Raw genomic sequence first — 15,226 nt, 5'->3', positions numbered from 1 at the left:
GGTGCCGCAGCGCGATGCTGATGCTATAGTTACTGCGGTTAATAAGGGTCAAGAGAAAGGTTACAGGTGAAATCCAAACCTCGACCATACAGTCGATGACCCCATGCAGGTGCTTTCTGCGCATGCACGGGGTGTAAGCGTCGAGCGGCGTGCCGCCCGCGCATGCGTATACATATCAAACAGTCCACGGATAGCGTGCCCGTCCGGCCGCGGTCCGCAGGGATAATGATGGGGAGCACCATTGAATTATCTGAGTGAGATGCTCAAATTGCCGGTCTTGGACGTCGACGGCGAAAAGCTCGGCGTTGTGAACGATTTTGGCATTGCAACCGGCGAAGTTTTTCCGCACGTGACGTCGCTTGCGTTCCGTGGTCCCGGCAAGACGCCGTTTATGATCAGCTGGCGCAAATGGGTCGACCGTATCGACGAGACGGGCGTGTATCTCAATACGTCTGCCACCAACATTCGCTTTTCGTACCTGCAGCCGACCGAGCTCCTGCTGGCGCGCGATGTTCTCAATAAGCAGATCGTCGATACGCAAGGCATGAAGGTCGTGCGTGTCAACGACATCAAGTTCTCCATGTCGGGCGAAAATCAGCTGCGTCTGCTGGGTGCCGAGGTCGGCGCCCGCGGTCTGCTGCGTGCAATCGGTCCCGCGCTCGAGCATATCGTCGAGGGCTTTATGAAGCACTTGGGCAAGCCGCTCAGCGAGGACATTATCGCCTGGTCTTACATGGACCTGCTCGACCGCTCGACTAAGAACATCCAGCTCTCGGTGTCACACAAGACGCTTGGCGAGCTGCATCCTGCCGACATCGCTGACATCATCGAGCAGCTCGACCCGCGCCTGCGCGCGCAGGTGTTCGCGCAGCTCGATACGGCGCAGGCCGCCGAGGCCATCTCGGAGTTCGATGATGACGAGCTCATGACCGAGATGCTCGAGGGCCTGTCCGATACCGACGCATCGTCGATGCTGGCCATGATGGACCCGGACGACGCTGCCGACCTGATCGACGAGCTCGATTATGAGAAGGCCGAGAAGCTCCTGCGCCTGATGGGCGTCAAGGAGGAGAAGGCGATTCGTAATCTGTTGGGCTACGAGGACAACACCGCCGGCCGCATCATGACCTCGGAGTTTGTCTCGCTGCCCGCCACGGCGACGGTCGGCGATGCCATCGAGGCAATTCGCAAACTCGACGAGGATTTTGAGAGTGTCTATTACGTCTATACCGAGGATCCGAGCGGCATGCTGACGGGCGTGCTTTCGCTGCGCACGCTGATCGTGGCCGACCGCGACGCCACGCTGGGCCAGCTGGCCTATCGCGACCTGGTCTATGTGTCGCCCGACGAGGACCAGGAAGACGTGACGGATGAGATGACCAAGTATGACCTGGTAGCTATCCCCGTCTGTGACGAGAACCGCCACATCCTGGGTATCGTGACCTTCGACGACGCCATGGACGTTATTGCCGAGGAGCACCAGGAGGACCTGCAGATCGCCGGTGTCGGTTCGGGCGATAGCGCATCGGACGACTCGACGAACGTGCTCAGCTGGTTTGTGCATCGCCAGTACTGGGTCGTCGTGTGGGGCATTGCCTCGTGCATCATGGCGACGGTGCTGGGGACGGCGCTGGGCTCCGCGTATCTGGTGGTGTTCCCCATGTGCGCCATGCCGCTCGTGCTGCTGGCTGCCTCGCGCATGGTGTCGTTCGTCAAGAACTACTTCCTGGAGTACGACGGCCATGACGATGAGCCCAAGCCGTATCTGGGGTTCTTCTTCCAGAGCACGGGTATGGGCCTGATCCTTTCGCTTGTTACTTATCTGTGCGCGCAGCTGGTGCGCACCGCCGCGTTCCCCGATGCCCCTATGTTTGAGGAGCAGCTCTTTACCGGCTGCTTTAACATTGCTGCCATCATCTGCCTGGTGGGCAACATGAGCGCCGTGATTTATCTGATGGTGCTGTTCTGGCGCGATGAGCACGACCTCAACACGTCGGGTACCGCTATGAACGTCATCGCCGTCATGATCTCGTGTGTGGCGTACTGCATCGCCGCGGTGCTGCTCACCATGTCAGTCATGGGTTAGGTGGTCTCGTGGAAAACACGAAACAAAAGGCGAGCGCCAAGCAAAAGCTGACCATCGCCGCCATCTTTGGCGCTATGGGCCCCGGTCTGCTGGCGGCGCTTTCGGGTAACGACGCCGGCGGTATCGCCACGTATTCCAGCGCGGGCGCCAGCTATGGCTATAAGATGCTCTGGATGCTTCCCGTCATGACCGTGCTGCTTATCGTGACGCAGGAGACCGCGGCGCGCTGCGGCTGCGTCACGGGCAAGGGCCTGGCATCGCTCATTCGCGAGCGCTTTGGCGTGCGCAAGAGTGTACTTGCTATGGCGGCGCTGTTGATCGCCAACACGGCTGTGACCATTTCGGAGTTTGCGGGTATCGCCAGCGGCCTTGCCCTCTTTGGCGTGCCGGCGAGCATCTCGGTGCCGTTGGTGGCGCTGCTGGTGTGGATGCTTACCATGTCGGGTAGCTTCCAGCGCATCGAGAAGATTCTGCTGCTGGTAAGCTGCGTCTTCGTGACCTATATTGTCGCCGCGTTTATGGCCGGTCCCAACTGGGGTGAGGTCGCGGTCGACTTGGTCGTCCCCAATATTCAGAACGATCCCAGCTACGTGTCGCTCGTGGTCGCAACGATCGGTACCACCATCGCGCCGTGGATGATTTTCTTGGCGCAGAATAACGTGGTCGATAAGAATGCGGGCGAGGACGATATCGTGCTGCAGCGTATTGATACCGTGAGCGGCTCGATCGCTGCTGATGTCATTGCGGGCTTCATTATCATCACGACCGGTACAGTGCTGTTCCCGGCGGGTATTCAGATTAGCGATGCCGCCGATGCCGCCCGCGCGCTGGAGCCCATCGCGGGTCAGTGGTCCACGGTGCTGTTTGCCTCAGGCCTGGTCGCAGCGAGCTTTTTGGCTGCCTGCGTGCTGCCGGGCGTTACGTCGAGTGCCATCTGCGAGGCTTTTGGTTGGGAGCGCGGCGCCGATCGCAGCTGGGACGAGGCCCCGGTATATCGCGGCATCATTACGGCCATCATCGGTATCTCTGCCGTACTGGTGCTTATGCCTGGTGTCGATCTGTTCCAGATTATGATGACCTCGCAGGTCATCAACGGCGTGCTGTTGCCCGTGGTTTTGGTGTTTCAGGTGGTTATTGCCGCCGATCGTCACATTATGGGCGCCAACCGCAACGGCCGCGTGTGGAATGTGCTTACGTGGGCGACTATCGGCGTGATCACGGTGCTGACGGTTGTCATGTTTGTCCTGCAGGCGATGGGTTACAGCGCTTAGCGCCTCTTTTGGACTCCAAACAGGCCGCCGCCATGGGTTGCGGCCTGTATTTTGCCTGTTATAGGGGGTTAGTAATATTCGTGTGGACAAAAAATGCCAAATATGAGTACTGTTGCCTGGCCGATAGCATTTACAACTAAGAAAATAATAAACATATCTAAAAATCTGTTCATTAAAAGTGGAGCTCCAAGTCCTAAGCCGGCCACTCTGGTCAACTGGAAGGGTCGCGCGCTACCGCATGGGCGCCATTTTGGGTGGTTTTGCCTGCTACTAAAATTGTAACAGTACTCATATTTGCCCCTTTTTGTCCACGACCTCTTGGAGCCGGCTCGAAAAGAGTGATTTTGGGTTGTTTGCTGCGGGTGTGGGCTTGGAAACAACGCTCGGGGTGGCGAGGCGTCCAGAATTCGGTTGCAAGGAGGGCGTTCCTCGGCTGTGTCAGGAGTGTCCCTAGGTGCCGGCACATAAGGAACGTCCCTAACTGCCGGAGGGGGGAGTTTGCGCTGCAGGTTACTTGTCGGTGCCCAGCTTGTGCGGCTTGAGAGCGAGGGCATTGACGAGCGCGTCGGCGGCGGACTTGACGGCTGCCGGCTGCGGATCGTTGACGTGGTCCTCGGGGTGCACGGGCAGGTCTTTCTTGACCACATCGTGGATCAGGTTGAGGTACTCGGTCACGCCGGTAGTCGACAGGTGCGTGCCGTCGCCATCGAACAGGTCGTTGCGGTTGGCACTGTGCCCGTACCAGTCGATAACGCGTACATTCTTGTAGCGCGTGGCGGCGTTGGCGATGGCCTGGTTCGTGGACCCGACCCACGGCTGCGGGCTACGCGTGTTTACAAACACGACAATACGCTGCTCGCCGGCGTCGGCCATGATCGCATCGACCTGGGCGTCCGTTACCAAACCGTTTGTGCCCAGCGCAAAGACCACGATCTTGCCGGCAAGGTTCTGCTGGATATAGCCCTCAAATGTCGCGCGGCCCGCATCAAACTGGCGGCCCTTTTCGGCATCGATATGGCTGTGAGGAAACACGCTGTCAAAGGAATCAACGGCGCGCAACGACACGGAGTCGCCGATCATCAACAGGTCGTAGGAGCCATCGGGGAAGCCGTCGTTGTCCTTGTCGGTGTCGTCGGCCGCCTGCTGGTCGGTGGGCGCGGTGTTTTTGGCTTCCTTGTTGAGGACTTCGGCGCCCTCACCGCTCAGCGCGGAGGTCTCCGGCACAAAGATCAGGCCGCCCAGCGCGATGACAAGCACGATCCCGCAAGTGGCGCACACAGGAATATGCGCGCGCACCCAGTTGGCGGGCGTGGTGGTGCCATCGCGGAATTCGGCGACGGTACGGCCGAAGGCGCCCTTCCTAAACGGCGTTTCGATAAAGCGATAGGAGCACTCGGCTACGGCGACCACCACAAGTACCTGCAAGATGTACTGCCACCAGGGCGTGTCGTTGATGTTGGCGACCGGGTTCATGAGCAATAGCAGCGGATAGTGCCACAGGTAGATGCTGTACGAGCGCTTGCCAACCCACACGAGCGGCTCGGTGGACAGCGCGCGAGCAACCATTCCCTGGGGCTGCACGCATGCCGCGATGACCATGAGCGTAAGGATGGAACATAACAGCGTGCCGCCGCGATACTGGAACGCGGTGTAGCCGTTGGTGAGCGCGACCATGGCGGCAAGGCCAACCAGACCCACGACGCCCAACACATCGATGGATGCGGGCGAGGACCAAAAGCGCACGAGGGCGCTCGGCTGTGCCGGGGCGGTCTCGGCTGCTTCGTCGGCCTTCTCGCCAGACTTGCCCTCGGCGTTCTTGCCGTGCTTGGCGGCGCCAGCCAGGCGATTGAGCCCCAAACGATGAGCGAGACGCACCGGCGCCAGGTCGCGATCGGGGATAAAGGCCATCCAGGCACCCAGCAGCAGCGAGAACACGCGGGTGTCGGTGCCGTAGTATACGCGGCTGGGGTCGGCGGCAGGGTTGTAAAGCGCCATCATGGCGAGGGCAGATACCGCGGCAAGGCCCAGAACCACGCGGCGCGTGTTGGGCTTGCTCACATGCATGGATACCATGGCAAACAGCAGTGGCGGCCAAATCAGGTAGAACTGTTCCTCGATGGCAAGCGACCAAAAGTGTGTGAGCGGCGAGGGGTCGCCCAGAGCATTGAAGTACGAGACGTTTTGGGCAATCTGCCACCAGTTGTTGAAGAACAGCAGCGACGGCAGGATGTCGGGGCGCATCTTGGTGAGCATCACGTGGTTAAAGATGGTGCACAGCGCGCAGGTCACGAACACTACCGTTACCACGGCGGGGACCAGGCGACGGATACGGCGGATCCAGAAGCTCTTGAGGTCGATGCGGCCGGTCTTAGCGACTTCGTTGAGTAGCAGGCGTGTGATCAGATAGCCCGAAAGCACAAAGAAGATCGTGACGCCGAGCAGACCGCCCTGCGCCCACGTGAGGTTGAGGTGATAGAGCACCACCGCGACGACGGCAAGCGTGCGCAGACCGTCGAGCGCAGGGATATAGCGGGACTTGGGACGAGCAGGCGTCTGCTCCGCGGCGGGAGTGTTGGCGCGGCCCTCGTTGTTGGCGGAAGCGCGATGGGGGCTCGCGGTGCGTCGCGGCTCGTTGGCACGGCGTTCGCCCTTCACGCGTTCGTGCGGCGCCGGCTCGTTGCCCGTGCGGCGTCGGCCGCGCGAGCCCGATTGCGAGAATTGTTCCATAAAACATCATCCAATGACGAGAATAATCAGCACGTATTCATTGTAGCTGCCTGCTCCTGTGAATGCTTGCTGCTGGCGCAAGCTCAAGCGCGCGTCCACATCAAAGTGAATTAAAGTTATGGAGGTGCGAGAGCACACAATTGACGGCCGACAGCGGGCGCAGAGCCCACGGACGAGGAGGTTTCCATGGCGGATCACAGCATCGTTGCGGTGTTCGGCAGCATGAACATGGACCTTTCGGTGGCGTGCGAGCGCATGCCGCGCGCGGGCGAGACAGTCGGTGGCAGCGGTTTTATCACCAACGCCGGCGGTAAGGGCGCCAACCAGGCCGTCGCCGCCGCGCGCATGGGTGCGCACACGTGCATGATTGGCGCTGTTGGGCGCGATACCTTTGGCGATGTGCTCGTGGCGGGGCTTCAGGATGCCGGCGTGGGCGTTGAGTTTGTGACACGTCTCGATGGCGTGGAGACCGGTACCGCGACTATCATTCGCTGCGAGAGCGATAGCCGCATCGTGCTGTCGCCGGGCGCCAACCATGCACTTGCGGGCGAGGACGTTGCCCGCGCACTGAGGCGCCTGGTGGCCGACGAGCTCGACGGCGACGCCAGAGAGATTGCCCCGGCTGCCGGAAGCGTCTTTATCGCCCAGGGCGAATGTGATCTGATGGCAACGGCCGCGGCGCTCTCTTGCGCTCACGAGCTGGGATTCTATACGATCTTTAACCCGGCACCCGCCTGCGATCTGCCGGCAGGAGCGTGGCCCGCGGTCGACCTGGTCTGCCCCAACGAGACCGAGTGCCAGGCGCTGACGAGTGTCCTGCCTACAGACGACGCAAGCTGTGCGGCCGCTCTCGAGGCGCTGCTCGCCAAGGGTGCCTCAGCCGCGGTCATCACGCTGGGCGGCGCCGGTTCGGTTACGCTCGGCGATGATGGCGAGCCGCTGCGCATGTCGGCGCTTTCGAGCACGGTAGTTGACACCACGGCCGCGGGCGATACGTTTATCGGCGCGCTTGCGGCGGCCCGTTTGGAGGGCTTGCCGCTCTTTGAGTGCATGATCGCGGGCGCTCGCGCCTCGGCGGTGACGGTGTCGCGCTTGGGCGCGCAGCAATCGATTCCCACGCGTGCCGAAGTTGAACATTGGTTTGGTTAAACGATTGAGACGGAGAAGCGGAGTAGAACAATGGCAACCAAGAAGCTGATCCTTGATCTGGATATGGGTGTGGACGATGCGATGGCGCTCGCCTATGCGATCGCGAGCCCCGAGGTGGAGCTCGTGGGCATCACCACATGCTTTGGCAACGTGCGCGTCGAGCAGTCGGCGCACAACTGCCTGGCGGTGCTCGACCTGTTGGGTCGTCCCGAGGTGCCGGTGTACCTGGGTGCCGACCGTCCTCTGCAGGCGACCGAGCCCTATACGCCGCCGGCGTCCACCACGCTTATCCACGGCAAGAACGGCATCGGCGGCGCGAGCGTGCCCGCCTCGCCGTACGAGCCGGTGGGGGCGACGTCGGCCGATGGCAACGCTGCGGTCGATTATCTGACCGATGCCGCGCGTACCTATGGCCCCGACCTGATCTACGTGGCGACCGGCCCGCTCACCAATCTGGCGCTTGCCCTGGAGCGTGATGCAGCAGCGATGATGTCTATCGGTCGCGTGGTCGTGATGGGCGGTGCGCTCACCGTGCCCGGCAACGTGAGCGCGGGCGCCGAGGCCAACATAGCAAGCGACCCCGAGGCCGCCGACGCCGTGCTGCGCTCGGGCCGCAAGCTCACTATGGTGGATCTGGATGTGACGCATCGCGTGGTGCTCACGCGTCGCGATATTGCCGGCTGGACGGGCTCGGGCACCATGGCGGGCTGCGCATTTGCGAGCATGGTCGAGCACTATATTGGCTCGTACGAGATGAACGCACCCTACCTGGGCGGCTGCGCACTGCACGATCCGCTGGCGGTTGCCGTGGCGATTGACCCCACGCTTGTGGGTGCGCTCGGCTGTAACCTGCGCGTCGACCTGCTGGGCGAGTACCGCGGCCGCACCATCTGCGACGAGCACCGCCTGTCCGATCCGGACAAGAGCGCGCTTGTGGCGCTGACCGTCGACGCCCCGCGCTTCCTCGCGGAGTTTAAGGCGCGTATGGCCCGCGTCCTAGGTTAAATGTTTTTCACGCCCCAAATTGGCTACCGAGTAAATGTGCCCGTTGGGGGAATAGTCGTGCCACTTTGCTTGACAACAGGCTAAACTAGCTCATAAACATTTACTATTCTGTTTAGATTGAATTTGCGGTCGTTTAGTTGTCGAGTCACGGGGCGGTCAGGCCACGATGCTCGACCGCGACCGTTACTAGGGGGAACAATGGCCAAAGCAAGTGTCCGCGAAATCAGCCGCATCACCGGTTTTTCGCCTGCGACCGTGTCCAACGCGCTCAACCGCAAGCGCAGCGTGAGCGAGGAGACCGCCAAGGTCATCCTGGAGTGCGCGCAGTCGCTCGGCTATCAGCAGTCGACGCAGCTCGAGAGCATCCAGTTTGTGCTCGCGCGCAAGACGGGCGCCATTCTGGACGAGAGCACCTTTCATCCCGCAGTCATCGAGGGCGTGGAGCGCCAGGCGCGTCGCCACGGCATGAGCACGAGCTTTGTCTCGCTCGACTTTAGCGACCTGGACGCCGTGCGCCCGCAGGTCGAGGGCCTGATTGCCGATCCGTCTGCCGCCATCGTGCTGATGGGCACCGAGCTGGGCGAAGAAGACTACGCCCTGTTCGCTAACGCCGCTGCCCACCTGATTGTGCTCGATGGCTGGAGCGACCGCCAGTACTTTGATGCCGTGGTCATTGCCAATACCGATTCGGTGCTGCGCGCCGTGGACTACCTTATCGAGAAAGGCCACAAGCAAATCGGCTATCTGGCGGGCGACCTTCGTATCCGCAACTTTAAGGATCGCGAGCGCGGCTATCGTCAAGCGCTTGAGGATGCGGACCTCGAGGCCAACCCGGCATGGCGTGTCACGCTGGGCACCACACTCGAAGGCGCCTATCGCGACATGGGTGTGTGGCTCGACAACGCCTCGCACGAAGATCTGCCGACGGCTTTCTTTGCCGAGAACGACGTGCTCGCTGTGGGTGCCATGCGCGCGCTCAACGAGCACGGCATTCGCGTGCCCGAGGATGTCTCGATCATCGGCTTTGACGATCTGTCTTTGGGCGCCTTCTCCAACCCGCCGCTCACCACGGTGCATGTTCCCAAGCACGAGGTGGGCGAGATCGCGGTGCGCCGCCTGGTGGGCAACATCCGCAATCCCAAGAGCTATACCTGCAAGACGGCCGTATCGACGTATTTTGTCGAGCGCCAGAGCGTGCGCGAAATCTAGGCGAAGGCAGCATCGCTCGCGGCGCGTCAAAGCGCGCGAGGGCAGTAAGTGCAACACCGTTCAAAAGGGGGTCCTTCGGGACCCTTTTTTGTTCTCCTTGTATGTTCAGTTTGTTTACATACCGTTTAGGCTGATTTCTCTACCGCCTGCGGGTATTTCGCGCTAAACTTCTAAACAGAATAGTAAAACATTTAGTAAACAGAACAAAACGAAACAATCGTCTGTTTACTGAACATGTGACTAGGGGAGGACGTACATGGATAAGATCAAACTCGGCTTTGTGCCCACGCGCCGAAGCATTTTTAGCGCGCCGGACGCGATCAAGTATCGCGGCCTGACGGCTGATCGCCTGCGCGAGATCGGCGTCGACATTGTGGACATCGACGACATCAACGACGAGGGCCTGCTGTTTGACGACAGCCATATCGAGCCTATCGTCAAGAAGTTCCGCGCCGAGGGCATCGACGGCATTATGCTGTGCCACGCCAACTTTGGCACCGAGTACGTTTGCGCTCGCCTTGCCCGCGAGCTCGGTCTACCCGTGCTGCTGTGGGGCCCACGCGACGAGCGCCCCGAGCCCGACGGCACCCGCCTGCGCGATAGCCAGTGCGGCCTGTTCGCCACCGGCAAGGTTCTGCGCCGCTTCCAGGTTCCCTTCACCTACATGACCAACTGCCGCCTGACCGACCCCGAGTTCGAGCGCGGCGTCTGGGACTTCCTGGCCGTGTGCAACGTGGTCAAGACCTTCAAGCACACCCGCATTCTGCAGATGGCCACCCGTCCGTTCGACTTCTGGTCGACCATGTGCAACGAGGGCGAGCTGCTCGAGAAGTTCAACATCCAGCTTTCGCCCATCCCCATGACCGAGCTTGTCCAGGCCGTGCGCGACGCCCAGGCCGACGAGCAGGCCATGGCCGCCATGCTTGCCCACATTCGCGACAGCTTTGAGATCTGCATCCCCGAGGACAAGGTCCCCGCGGTCGCCGGTCTTGCCATCGCCATGAAGCGCCTGGTCGAGAAGTACGGCTGCAACGCCGGTGCCATCCAGTGCTGGAACGCCCTGCAGGACGAGCTGGGCATTATGCCCTGCGCCGCCAACGCCATCCTCAACGAGATGGGCATCCCGGTCGTCTGCGAGACCGACATCCATGGCGCCATCACAGCGCTGATGGTCGAGGCCGCCGACCTGGGCCGTCACCGCGGCATGTTCGCCGACTGGACCGTGCGTCATCCTGACAACGAGAACGGCGAGCTGCTGCAGCACTGCGGCCCTTGGCCCTGCAGCTGCGCGGCCGTCAAGCCCAAGCTCACCTACCCGCTGGCCTTCGATCACCCCGGCGCGCTGACGGCCGAGGCCAAGCACGGCGACCTCACCCTTGCCCGCTTTGACGGCGACAACGGCGAGTACTCGCTGCTGCTGGGCAACGCCCGCGGCATCGACGGCCCGGCCGGCATGGGCACCTACCTGTGGGTCGAGGTCGAGAACCTCAAGCGCCTCGAGGCCAAGATCGTCGAGGGCCCCTACATCCACCACTGCGTGGCCATCCACGCCAACGTGGTGCCGGTGCTCTACGAGGCATGCAAGTACATCGGCATCCAGCCCGACCTGTACGACCCCATCGAAGAAGACGTCAAAGCCTACCTGCGAGGAGAGTAGAAATGGCAACTATCGAAGAGCTTGAGTCCCTGCGCTGGGACCTTCGCCGCGATTGCGTCGATATCATCATGGCTGGCGCCGGCGGCCACATCGGCGGCGACATGTCGGTGATCGACGCCCTCATGACCCTCTATGCCAACCACCTCAACATTTCGCCCGAGACTGTCGACGACCCCAACCGCGACCGCTTTGTGCTCTCTAAGGGCCACGCCATGGAGGCCTATTACGCGGTGCTGTGCCACGAGGGCTACCTGGACCTCGACGACGTCAAGGCCCGCTTCTCCAAGTTCGGCAGTCCTTACATCGGCCATCCCAACAATAAACTCAAGGGCATCGAGATGAACTCCGGCTCGCTCGGTCACGGCCTGCCCGTGGCGGTGGGTATGGCGCTCGCCGGCAAGATGGACGGTCGCGACTACCGCGTCTACACCATCATGGGCGACGGCGAGCTTGCCGAGGGCTCGGTCTGGGAGGGCGCCATGAGCGGCGGCAACTACCAGCTCGATAACCTGTGCGCGCTCGTGGACCGCAACCGCCTGCAGATCAGTGGCAGCACCGAGGACGTCATGAAGCAGGATTCGCAGGAGGAGCGCTGGGCCGCCTTCGGCTGGAACGTGCTCTCCATTCCGGGCAACGACATCCAGGCCATCGATGCCGCGCTGACGTTGGCCGCTGAGACCAAGGGCAAGCCCACGGTCATCATCCTCAACACGGTGAAGGGCTATGGCTCGCCCGTTATGGAGGACAAGGCCGCCTGGCATCATCACCTGCCCAACGATGAGGAATATGCCCAGATCATCGCCGATTTCGCTGCCCATAAGGAGGCTATCAATGGCTAACAAGATCGCCAACCGCAAGGTTATCTGCGACACGCTGCTCGAGGCCGCCGAGACCGATAAGGACATCGTCGTCCTGTGCTCCGACTCCCGCGGCTCCGCATCGCTCACGCCGTTCTTCGATCAGTATCCCCAGCAGTCCGTCGAGGTCGGCATCGCCGAGCAGGACCTGGTGAGCATCGCCGCCGGCATGGCTTCGTGCGGCAAGAAGGCCTGGGCCGCCTCGCCGGCGTCCTTTGTGACCACGCGCTCGTATGAGCAGTGCAAGGTCGATGTCTCGTACTCCAACACCAACGTTAAGCTCATCGGTATCTCGGGCGGCGTCTCCTACGGCGCCTTGGGCATGAGCCATCACTCCGCGCAGGATATCGCTGCCATGAGCGCGATTCCCAACATGCGCGTATATCTGCCGAGCGATCGTTTCCAGACTGCCGAGCTCGTGCGCGCTCTGGTTGCCGACAACAAGCCGGCCTACATCCGCGTGGGCCGCAACCCGGTCGAGGACGTGTATACCGAGGACGAGTGTCCGTTCCAGATGGATCGCGCCACCTGGGTGCGTCGCGGCACCGATGTGACGCTCGTCGCCACCGGCGAGATGGTCCGCCACGCCGTGGACGCCGCCGATCTGCTGGCCGAGCAGGGAATCTCGGCAACGGTGCTCGACATGTACTGCGTCAAGCCGCTCGACGCCGAGGCCGTGATCGAGGCCGCCGGCGCCACGCGCGCCGTCGTGACCGTCGAGGAGCACAGCCCCTTCGGCGGCCTGGGTTCCATGGTCGCGCAGGTCGTGGGCGAGCATTGCCCGCGTCCGGTCAAGTGCCTCTCCCTGCCCGACGCGCCGGTCATCACCGGTACGAGCCCCGAGGTCTTTGCGCACTACGGCCTGACGGGTGCCGGAATCGCGCAGACCGTCGCCGAGTTCTTGCCCGCAGAGTAATTGGTGCATCGGGGACAGGTCACTTTGCATCAACTTTGTGCAAAGGGGGCAGGTTTGCACCAATCCTTTTAGGTTGAATTCTGAGCATGCCGGCTGCGCTCTCATGAGCCGGTCGGCCGCTCGCTCCTTGTCCGTTGGGCTTTAGTTTTTTAATCGACGGGGGAGACAGGAGAGTACATGAGCAAATACATCATCGGAATCGATCAGTCCACGCAGGGCACGAAGGCGCTGCTGGTGGACGAGGGCGGCCACCTGATTCATCGTGCCGATCGCTCGCATCGCCAGATTGTCAACGATGCCGGCTGGGTGAGCCATGATCCGACCGAGATTGCCGCCAACGTGCTGGCCGTGGCGCGTGCCGTGGTGGAGGAGACCGGGGTCGATCCGGCCGATATCGCTGGCATTGGCATCTCCAACCAGCGCGAGACCACCGTTGCCTGGAGTCGCACGACAGGCGAGCCGCTGTGCGATGCCGTGGTGTGGCAGTGCGCCCGCGCCCGTGAGCTGTGCGACGGGTTTGCTGCGCGCGAAGGCGTGGCCGAGCTGGTGTGCGACACGACAGGTCTGGTGCTCTCGCCCTACTATCCGGCGGGCAAGATGGCTTGGATCCTCGCGAACGTTCCGGCGGCTGCCGAGGCCGCGGCGGCGGGCGAGCTGTGTCTGGGCACCATCGATGCTTGGGTGGTCTGGACGCTCACGGGCGGCGCGGAGTTTCGCTGCGACTGGTCCAATGCCAGCCGCACGCAGCTCTTCGACCTGCGCCGTGGCTGCTGGAGCGAGCCGGTGTGCGAGGCCTTTGGCATTGATCCGGCGTGCTTGCCGCAGGTGACCGATTCCGACGGCCTGTTCGGCACAACGGACCTGGGCGGCTTTTTGCCGGCCCCCGTGCCGGTGCACGGCGTGCTGGGCGACAGCCATGCGGCCCTGTTTGCGCAAGGCTGCCACAGCCGCGGCATGGCCAAGGCGACCTATGGCACCGGCAGCTCGGTCATGATGAACGTCGGCGACGAGTTTGTCGCCAGCTCGCACGGGCTTTCGAGCTCGCTTGCATGGCGTATGGATGGCGTGACCGAGTATGTGCTCGAGGGCAACGTGAGCTACGCCGGCGCCGTCAAGACCTGGCTGCGCGACGACCTGGAGCTCATCAACAACCCCGAGGAGGTCACCGACCTGTGCTACGCCGCCAATCCGGCGAGCCGCGTCTACTTTGTGCCGGCGTTTACCGGCCTGGGCGCGCCGCACTGGGCAAGTGATGCCGAGGGCTGCGTCTTTGGCATGACGCGCACCACGGGTCGCGCGGAGTTCGTAAAGGCCGCCGATGAGTCGATCGCCTATCAGATCTTCGACGTCATTGATGCGATGGTCGAGGATTCGGGCGCCGCACTGGCCGAGCTTCGTGTTGACGGCGGCCCCACGCGCGATGCGTACCTGATGCAGTTTGAGAGCGACTTGGTCGGCTCGCCCATCCGCATTGCGAGCAATGACGAGATGAGCGGTCTGGGCGCAGCTTGGGCCTGCGGCATTGCGCTGGGCATGTACGCGCGCGATGTCGTTGACGTCTACGGCGCTCGCAGTATCGTGGAGCCTTCGATGCCGGCCGACGAGCGAGCCAAAAAGATCGCCGGCTGGCGCCACGCGGTGAAGGCCACAATTTCCTACACTGCCTAGAATGATTTTTCTGGGACGGGGATTAAAAACTCATTGGTCCTCGTCCCAGGTAGCTAATTTGGGACGGGGCTTTTTTGACTGGTATGATTGGTGCGACCATTCGAACCAGCTAAAAGAGCCCCGTCCCAAATTGACTACCGAGAGGATCTGCCATGGAGCGCATCGCCAGCTTTTCCGTTGACCATCTGCTGCTTGAGCCCGGCGTGTATGTGAGCCGCATCGACCGCGATCCGGCGACCGGTGCTGCCGTCACCACGTTTGACCTGCGCCTGACCACGCCCAACAAAGAGCCGGTCATGAACACGGCCGAGTGCCATACCATCGAGCACCTGGGCGCGACGTTCCTTCGCAATCATGCCGAGTGGTCGAGCCGCATTGTCTACTTTGGCCCCATGGGCTGCCGCACGGGCTTTTACCTCGTCGTATTTGGCGAAGTGACGAGCGAGGAGATCCTGCCGATCGTGCGTGAGCTGTTCGAGTTTGTCGCCGACTTTGAGGGCGATGTCCCCGGTGCCGCTCCCGAGGAGTGCGGTAACTACCTGGACCAGAACCTCCCCATGGCAAACTGGCTTGCGCGCCGTTATCTCGACCGTGACCTGGCCGATATCGACGAGAAGCATCTGCACTATCAACAGGCATAAAGCTGCTCGCAAAATATCGTTTGCACCAGAAGCGCCTCCG

Annotated in this window: 11 protein-coding genes; 10 read left to right on the top strand and 1 reads right to left on the bottom strand. The window is 62.0% G+C overall.

The window, feature by feature from the left end:
• Positions 1 to 241 precede the first annotated feature (241 nt).
• Together DXB98_RS01930 and DXB98_RS01925 are read left to right on the top strand one after the other, a co-directional pair.
• Complete coding sequence (locus tag DXB98_RS01930) at positions 242 to 2,086, top strand: magnesium transporter (RefSeq protein ID WP_117742950.1); 1,845 nt, start codon at positions 242 to 244, stop codon at positions 2,084 to 2,086.
• Between the two features lie 74 nt (positions 2,087 to 2,160).
• Positions 2,161 to 3,357 (top strand): Nramp family divalent metal transporter, encoded by a 1,197-nt coding sequence (locus DXB98_RS01925; RefSeq protein WP_117742965.1) that lies wholly within the window; start codon positions 2,161 to 2,163, stop codon positions 3,355 to 3,357.
• Positions 3,358 to 3,867: 510 nt separating this feature from the next.
• On the opposite strand, the gene DXB98_RS01920 is transcribed toward DXB98_RS01925, so the two are convergent.
• Positions 3,868 to 6,084, bottom strand: a complete 2,217-nt coding sequence (locus tag DXB98_RS01920; protein WP_117742949.1) for an acyltransferase family protein — start codon at positions 6,082 to 6,084, stop codon at positions 3,868 to 3,870.
• A gap of 186 nt (positions 6,085 to 6,270) precedes the next feature.
• On the opposite strand from DXB98_RS01920, the gene DXB98_RS01915 reads away from it, so the two are divergent.
• From DXB98_RS01915 to DXB98_RS01880, 8 genes are all read left to right on the top strand, one after another.
• Complete coding sequence (locus DXB98_RS01915; RefSeq protein WP_117742948.1) at positions 6,271 to 7,233, top strand: ribokinase; 963 nt, start codon at positions 6,271 to 6,273, stop codon at positions 7,231 to 7,233.
• A 30-nt stretch (positions 7,234 to 7,263) separates the two neighbouring features.
• Positions 7,264 to 8,238 carry a nucleoside hydrolase gene (locus tag DXB98_RS01910; RefSeq protein ID WP_117742947.1) on the top strand — a complete coding sequence of 325 codons (975 nt, stop codon included), beginning with the start codon at positions 7,264 to 7,266 and terminating at the stop codon, positions 8,236 to 8,238.
• Positions 8,239 to 8,436: 198 nt separating this feature from the next.
• Entirely contained in the window at positions 8,437 to 9,447 is a 1,011-nt protein-coding gene (locus tag DXB98_RS01905) for a LacI family DNA-binding transcriptional regulator (RefSeq protein ID WP_117735641.1), read from the top strand.
• A 256-nt stretch (positions 9,448 to 9,703) separates the two neighbouring features.
• The gene (locus tag DXB98_RS01900) at positions 9,704 to 11,104 is read left to right on the top strand and encodes an L-fucose/L-arabinose isomerase family protein (RefSeq protein ID WP_117742946.1); all 1,401 of its coding nucleotides are present in this window, start codon (positions 9,704 to 9,706) and stop codon (positions 11,102 to 11,104) included.
• Between the two features lie 2 nt (positions 11,105 to 11,106).
• Positions 11,107 to 11,943 (top strand): transketolase, encoded by an 837-nt coding sequence (locus DXB98_RS01895; RefSeq protein ID WP_192934535.1) that lies wholly within the window; start codon positions 11,107 to 11,109, stop codon positions 11,941 to 11,943.
• Positions 11,936 to 12,877: a transketolase family protein gene (locus tag DXB98_RS01890; protein ID WP_117742945.1), complete on the top strand. Its 942-nt coding sequence runs from the start codon at positions 11,936 to 11,938 to the stop codon at positions 12,875 to 12,877. The genes DXB98_RS01895 and DXB98_RS01890 overlap by 8 nt, the downstream gene beginning before the upstream one ends.
• A 177-nt stretch (positions 12,878 to 13,054) precedes the next feature.
• On the top strand, positions 13,055 to 14,545 hold the full coding sequence (locus DXB98_RS01885) for a glycerol kinase GlpK (RefSeq protein ID WP_117742944.1): 1,491 nt from the start codon (positions 13,055 to 13,057) through the stop codon (positions 14,543 to 14,545).
• A 152-nt stretch (positions 14,546 to 14,697) separates the two neighbouring features.
• Positions 14,698 to 15,186: an S-ribosylhomocysteine lyase gene (locus DXB98_RS01880; RefSeq protein WP_117735645.1), complete on the top strand. Its 489-nt coding sequence runs from the start codon at positions 14,698 to 14,700 to the stop codon at positions 15,184 to 15,186.
• Positions 15,187 to 15,226 lie beyond the last annotated feature (40 nt).

It is taken from the genome of Collinsella sp. OM07-12 (assembly GCF_003438275.1).
GTDB lineage: Bacteria > Actinomycetota > Coriobacteriia > Coriobacteriales > Coriobacteriaceae > Collinsella.
The sequence above is the reverse complement of the archived record's forward strand: the minus strand, read 5'-3'. Positions and strand labels throughout refer to the sequence as shown.

Bases quoted from the DNA above. Each gene is read 5' to 3' on its own strand.
- DXB98_RS01915 (WP_117742948.1), top strand. From the start codon at position 6,271: ATGGCGGATCACAGCATCGTTGCGGTGTTCGGCAGCATGAACATGGAC.
- DXB98_RS01900 (WP_117742946.1), top strand. From the start codon at position 9,704: ATGGATAAGATCAAACTCGGCTTTGTGCCCACGCGCCGAAGCATTTTT.
- DXB98_RS01885 (WP_117742944.1), top strand. From the start codon at position 13,055: ATGAGCAAATACATCATCGGAATCGATCAGTCCACGCAGGGCACGAAG.
- DXB98_RS01920 (WP_117742949.1), bottom strand. From the start codon at position 6,084: ATGGAACAATTCTCGCAATCGGGCTCGCGCGGCCGACGCCGCACGGGC.
- DXB98_RS01890 (WP_117742945.1), top strand. From the start codon at position 11,936: ATGGCTAACAAGATCGCCAACCGCAAGGTTATCTGCGACACGCTGCTC.
- DXB98_RS01910 (WP_117742947.1), top strand. From the start codon at position 7,264: ATGGCAACCAAGAAGCTGATCCTTGATCTGGATATGGGTGTGGACGAT.
- DXB98_RS01925 (WP_117742965.1), top strand. From the start codon at position 2,161: ATGGGCCCCGGTCTGCTGGCGGCGCTTTCGGGTAACGACGCCGGCGGT.
- DXB98_RS01905 (WP_117735641.1), top strand. From the start codon at position 8,437: ATGGCCAAAGCAAGTGTCCGCGAAATCAGCCGCATCACCGGTTTTTCG.
- DXB98_RS01880 (WP_117735645.1), top strand. From the start codon at position 14,698: ATGGAGCGCATCGCCAGCTTTTCCGTTGACCATCTGCTGCTTGAGCCC.
- DXB98_RS01895 (WP_192934535.1), top strand. From the start codon at position 11,107: ATGGCAACTATCGAAGAGCTTGAGTCCCTGCGCTGGGACCTTCGCCGC.